This is a genomic window from Streptomyces sp. RP5T (assembly GCF_003933965.1).
In the GTDB taxonomy this organism is placed as follows: Bacteria; Actinomycetota; Actinomycetes; order Streptomycetales; family Streptomycetaceae; genus Streptomyces.
The window spans coordinates 21278-27277 of the sequence record NZ_RSAJ01000052.1 but is presented as its reverse complement, the minus strand read 5'-3'; the positions used below and the strand labels follow the sequence as shown (position 1 = coordinate 27277).

General features: G+C 67.3%; 3 protein-coding genes. 2 read left to right on the top strand and 1 reads right to left on the bottom strand.

Annotation, left to right across the window (positions count from 1 at the left end; genetic code table 11):
- The coding region (locus tag EHS43_RS08570) for an arsenate reductase ArsC (protein ID WP_260470440.1) at positions 1-404 on the top strand (404 nt) is incomplete at its 5' end.
- 230 nt (positions 405-634) lie between these two features.
- The gene (locus EHS43_RS08565; protein WP_185806165.1) at positions 635-1882 is read left to right on the top strand and encodes a beta-propeller fold lactonase family protein; all 1248 of its coding nucleotides are present in this window, start codon (positions 635-637) and stop codon (positions 1880-1882) included.
- 239 nt (positions 1883-2121) lie between these two features.
- On the opposite strand, the gene EHS43_RS08560 is transcribed toward EHS43_RS08565, so the two are convergent.
- Positions 2122-5316, bottom strand: coding sequence for an N-acetylmuramoyl-L-alanine amidase (locus tag EHS43_RS08560; RefSeq protein ID WP_185806163.1), 3195 nt, complete (start codon positions 5314-5316; stop codon positions 2122-2124).
- Between the last annotated feature and the right edge of the window lie 684 nt (positions 5317-6000).

The following is a 6000-nucleotide window of genomic DNA, read 5'->3' as shown; positions in this document are numbered from 1 at the left end:
CGTCAGTACTGTTCGTCTGCGTCCACAACGCCGGCCGCTCCCAGATGGGCGCCGCCTTCCTCACCCACCTCGCCGGAGACCGCGTCGAGGTCCGCTCGGCGGGCTCCGCGCCCGCCGACTCCGTCAACCCGGCCGTCGTGGAAGCCATGGAGGAGGTCGGCATCGACATCTCCGCCCAGACCCCGAAGGTCCTCACCACAGAGGCGGTGCGGTCCTCGGACGTGGTGATCACCATGGGCTGCGGCGACGCCTGCCCCGTCTTCCCCGGCAAGCGGTACCTGGACTGGCAGTTGGAGGACCCGGCGGGCCAGGGTGTCGAGGCCGTACGGCCGATCCGGGACGCGGTCGAAGCACGGGTACGCGCTCTGCTCGGCGAGTTGGGCATCCCGGCCGCCTCCGCCTGACCGCCGCCCGGGGCGCGACCAGGTACCGGCGGGGACCAGGTACCGGCGGGAGGGCCTGCCGTACAGCAGGAGCAGCAACGACATGTGGCAGAGTGACGACTGCTTACGAGAGTCTGACGTGACAGCCCTTCGGTCCCGCCCCAGCACGCCCACCAGCCACTCTTGTTCCGTCCACGCACACCCACAGGGCGCAAGCCCGTACAAGGGTCAGGGGAACGGAAAACGTGAGCATGAACGGCGAGCAGATCGAGCACCGTCCGAGCCGCAGGACCGGCAGCCGCAGGGCGCACCGGGCAAACTCCCGGACACGGCGGATCGTGATCGGCGGCGGTGCCCTTGCCACCGTAGCGGCGGCCACCGTGGCGGTGTCCCTGGCCTCGGCGAGTCAGTCCGGAGCGTCCGGGGCAGGAGCCGATCGAGCCGTCTTCATCCAGGGCAACGAGCTGAACGGCAACACCATCCGCGTCTTCGCACGGGACGGCCAGGGCAAGCTGAAACCCGCGGGCACCTACGCCACGGGCGGCCGGGGCGGCGACCAGGTAGACGCCCCCACGGACTCCCTGGCCTCCCAGGGCTCCCTCGTCTACGACGACGCCTCGCGAACACTGCTGGCGGTCAACGCGGGCAGCGGCACCTTGACGTCCTTCCGCGTCGACGGAACGACGCTGAAGGGCCGTCAAGTAGTGGACACCGGTGGTGAGTTCCCGTCCAGTGTCGCGGTGCGCGGCAAGATCGCGTACGTCATGAACGCGGGCGGCAAGGGCAGCGTCCAGGGCTTCCGGATCACGGCGAAGGGCCTCTCTCCGATCCGCGGATCCTTCCGTTCTCTCGGCCTGGCCAACAAGGACATACCGCGGTTCGACACCTCGCCCGGCGAGGTCGAGATCACCCCCGACGGCCGCAACCTGGTGGTCACCACCAAGGGGAACAATACGGTCGAGGTGTTCCCGCTGAAGAGGAACGGTCTGCCGTCCGTCGCCGAGCCGGTCGTCAACAAGTCCGCCGGCAACGTGCCGTTCGCGATCAGCTTCGACAGGACCGGCAGCCGGATGCTGGTCGCCGAGGCCGAGAAGTCCACGGTGACCACGTATCAGGTCAAGCACGGCGGCACGCTGAAAGTCCTGCAGAAGCCCCTGGCCAGCGGCCAGGAGGTCCTGTGCTGGCTGGAGCGCGCGGGCAACTACTTCTACGGCGGCAACACCGGCAACTCCACCGTCACCGGCTACCGCATGGACAAGCACGGAAAGCTCGCCCTGACCAACGAGGTCGGCGTGGCCACACCGCCCTCCTCGAAATCTCAGGGGGTGATCGACATCGCCGTGACCAAGGACGCGAAGTTCGTCTACGTCCAGAACGCCGTTTCCGGCACCGTCGACGGCTTCCGCGTGGAGAAGAACGGAGCCCTCACCAAGGTGACCACCGTGGAGGGCCTGCCGGCGTTCGCGGAGTCCGGCATGGAAGGAATCGCCGCCATGTGACGAGCCGTATGCATGCGCATCTCCTTGCGCGCCCGCCCCGTGCCGGCCGTGGCGGCTCACGCCGGAAGCCCCGTCACGGATTTGGTATGGCTGCCGTGTACAGGTCGACTGAACGACGCGCTGTTCAACTTCCCGATGCGGCACATGGCGGACAGAGCCATGGTGCACGGCGGGACAGGCGTGGCTGCTGCGGGGTGGGGATGCTGCCGGGAGGTCCCGCGGCGGCATCCCCACCGGGTTCAGTCGGTGTAGTAGCCGGACAGGTCGGCGATCAGGTCGACGGTTCCGGTGCGGTTGTAGAAATCGACCTTGCCGTTGACGACCGGGACTATGACGAGGTTGGGGATGGTCTCGCCTGCCGTGAAGTTGAGGCTGGAGGCGCTCGTGCGGGTGGTTCCGTCGGGATAGACGGTGACGTAACCGTTCGCCGTCGGGTTCGTCGCGGTGACGTTGAGAACGACTGCCGTCGCATCCGTGGGCACGCCGTTGCGGCCGCCGACGGTCAGGGAGACGGTGGCGCCGGACCCGACGGTGCCCTTACGGACACCGGTGCCGTTGCGGGTGTCCATGACTCGCACCGGTCCCGCGTTGTGCTCCACCGAGCCGGTGGCGCTGAAGTAACCGCTGATGTCGGCGATCAGATCGACGCTTCCGGTGCGGTTGTAGAAGTCCACCTTGCCGTTGACGACTGGGACCACGACGAGGTTGGCGAAGCTCCTGCCCTCCGTGAAGTTGAGGTTCGACGCGCTCGTGCGGGTGGTCCCGTCGGGATAGACGGTGACGTAACTGCTCGCCGTCGGATTCGTCGCCGTCACGTTCATCACCACAGCAGTCACACCGCTGGCGGGCACCCCCGCCTTGCCGGTGACCTGCAAAGTGACCGTGCCACCGGAACCCACCTTGGCCTTCGGCACACCGACGCCCGCACGGGTGTCCATGATCCGCGTCGGAGTGAGGCTGCTCAGCCCGGAACCGCTCCCGTCACTGGTGTAGTAGGCGCTGATGTCGGCGATCAGGTCGACAGTTCCGGTGCGGTTGTAGAAGTCGACCTTGCCGTTGACGACCGGGACGACCACGAGGTTCGGGAAAGTCCTGCCCGCCGTGAAGTTGAGGTTCGACGCGCTCGTGCGGGTGGTCCCGTCGGGATAGACGGTGACGTAACTGCTCGCCGTCGGATTCGTCGCCGTCACGTTCATCACCACAGCAGTCACACCGCTGGCGGGCACCCCCGCCTTGCCGGTGACCTGCAAAGTGACCGTGCCCCCGGAACCCACCTTGGCCTTCGGCACACCGACGCCCGCACGGGTGTCCATGATCCGCGTCGGAGTGAGCGGCTTGAGCGTGCCGGTCGGGGGCACCACCGGCTGGGTCACCGTGACGTCGCTCGCCTTCACATAGGCAACGCGGTGGTTGTAGCGGATCGGATAGTAGGTGGTGTCGCCCTGGACGAACACGCAGTCCGGGCTGCCCGAGCAGTTGATGTCCTCGGCGTAGTAGAAGTCGCCGTTCACCGCCGCCGACGCCGTGTAGGACTGTCCCGGCTGGATGGTCGCGTGGTCGAACGGCGTCACCTGCTGGTTCGTGCTGGAGGCCACGTCACTCAGGTCGGCGGGGTAGGCCGAGGTCTCCGGGTACGCACGCCCGTACACCGCGACGGCCGACGTCCCGGCGGGGGTGATCAGGTGCTGGGCCGTGTTGGTGTTGGCCATGGTGTAGGCGCCGCCCGGATTGTAGAACCACGCCTTCTGGCCGTCGTACCAGATGGCCGTCCAGTCGCCCTGCACCGCAGCGACCACGAAGGTCTGGCCGACGACAGCCTTGTCCGTCCAGTCCCACCCCTGGGTGGTCCCGGTGGGCTTGCCGTCCGCGGTGAACTTCGGATCGGTGAGCAGCGGGGCCGTGGAGGACGGGCTGGTGCGCAGATAGACGAAGTTGGCCGGGTTGGCGGGACAGGTGGTGGTGGACGATCCGCATCCGGTGAGGACCGGCTCGTAACTGCTGCTCCACGGCGGGTTGATGGTGACCTCGCCGCCGACCACGGGCATGCCGTTGCCATTGGGCGAGGCGCCCAACAGCGAAAGGTAGTGGCTCCAGTTCCACCACGGTCCGGGGTCCCAATGCATGCCTTCGTAGTAGGCGCTGAGCGGGCCGGGGACGTCATCATGGCCGATGACGTGCTCGCGGTCGAGCGGGACACCGAACTGCTTGGCGAGGTAGGTCACCAGCGCCGCGGAGGACTGGTACTCCTGCTCGGTGTACCAGGTGCCGTAGTCCAGCGCGTACCCCTCGTGCTCGACGCCGATCGAGTGGTCATTGACGTATTTGTTGCCGGCGTGCCAGGCGATGTCCTTTGTCGGCACCATCTGCGTGACCGAACCGTCGGCGCCGACGACGTAGTGGGCGCTGGCGTAGGTCGACGACTTCTGGAAGGAGTTGATCGCGGAGGACGCCGTGCTCTCGGTGTCATGGATGACGATGGTGTCGATGGCGTCACCGTCCGCAGGGCGGTTCGCCAGGTCGTAGTTGCCGTAATCGCTCTGGTCGGTGCTGCTGTTGAGCGCGTAGGCGGCGGGAGTGAACGTGCACGCAAGAGTGGAGGGACATTCCACCGCCGGAGTGGCCGCGCTGGAGGCGGTGAAGGACGCCTGACGTATCACGGGCTTCAGGTCAGGGCTCACCGCGACCGGCTTGCGCACGGATACGGACGGGTCGGCGGACAGCGTCACTTCCTGGTTGTCCGTGGTGACCCGGTGAGCGCCGACGCGAATGGTCGCGTAGACGCGGTCGGCGAACTGCGTGGCCACCTGAGAACTGTCGGACTGGCTGTAGCGCGAGACGGCCTCGTACCACTGCCCGGGGTCGGACGACAACGAGCCGGTCGACTTGCGCTCGTAGGAGGCGAGGAGCGCGGCCGCGCCGCGGACACTCTGCCGCATGGAGCTGCGCAGGGACTTCGGCTCCGCGCTGATGACCGACGCGGCGGTGTCGAGGGTGCGCATCGCGGGAGTGATCCTCGGCGCTGCGTTCTTGTCGCTCGTCCTGGGCCCGTCCGCCTTCACGGAATGGCGGTGGCGCGCCTTGAAGTCGTCGCCGTAGCCGTGGGTTTCGGCTCTGCTCTTCGCTCCACCGCCCGACGCCGACTCCAGGTCGGAGGCGCTCACCGAAGTCAGTCCCATGACGTTGTAGTTGCCGGTGACCGAGGGGCGGCCTTGGTGCGACTCCCACAACGTCATCTGGTAAGACACGGCCATCAACACACTGGCAGGCACGTGAAATTCGTCGGCGGCCGACCGGAAGTCCGCCTGGAGCGAGTGCGAGGGCTGTCGGGCCGACGCGGAGACGACAGCGGACCCGTCCCCGGCGCCACCCGCCCCCAGGGCCGCCTGGGCGACCATGCCTATCACCAGGCCGCCGACGGCGAGGCCACCTGTCACTCCGAGCCACCAGCGTGGCCCGGATCTGCGGTGCTTCATACGCTTCGAACGCAAGGAACTACCTCAATCCATTGAAGTCAGACAAGTTGAGCGGGGACGACGGAGATCGCAGAGTGACCCGGCGCCCGGACCCACAAGGGGTGAGGGGGCACGCCACTTCGTCCCCCTTCGTGCGGCACAGTGCGACAGCCGGCCTGCCGGAGTGTGCCGACGTCTCGGCTGAACCGGTCACTCGAACCGCGGCTGATGCACAGGCGGCGCCACTCCCCCATCACCCCCAGGGAGACGGGCTTCGCGCTCCTGCTGATCATTCAGCGCCGACGAACATCGAAACGTCACAGTAACTATCAACAACCCCTCCAGTGACCTACGTGCACTCCGTCCTCAAGTCCGCACGCGAACAGGCCGTCCGGGAGGAGAGCCACTCCGGAACGTCGTCAGCGCAAGCGCCGCCACGCCACGCCACGCCACGCCACGCCACGCCACGCCACGAGCAGACGACAGACACAAAGGAGCCCTGCGCAACCGGAGCAGACGGCCCCAAACGCCGGCCTCGATCACCCACCGCCCCTTCCACAGGCGATGACAGGGTCAGGCGACCCCAAGGCTCCCCTCCACCGTTCGTAACCTGGGCCGCTCGGCTGCACCATGATATTTTGCATCATGCAAAGCTTGATGCAAGAC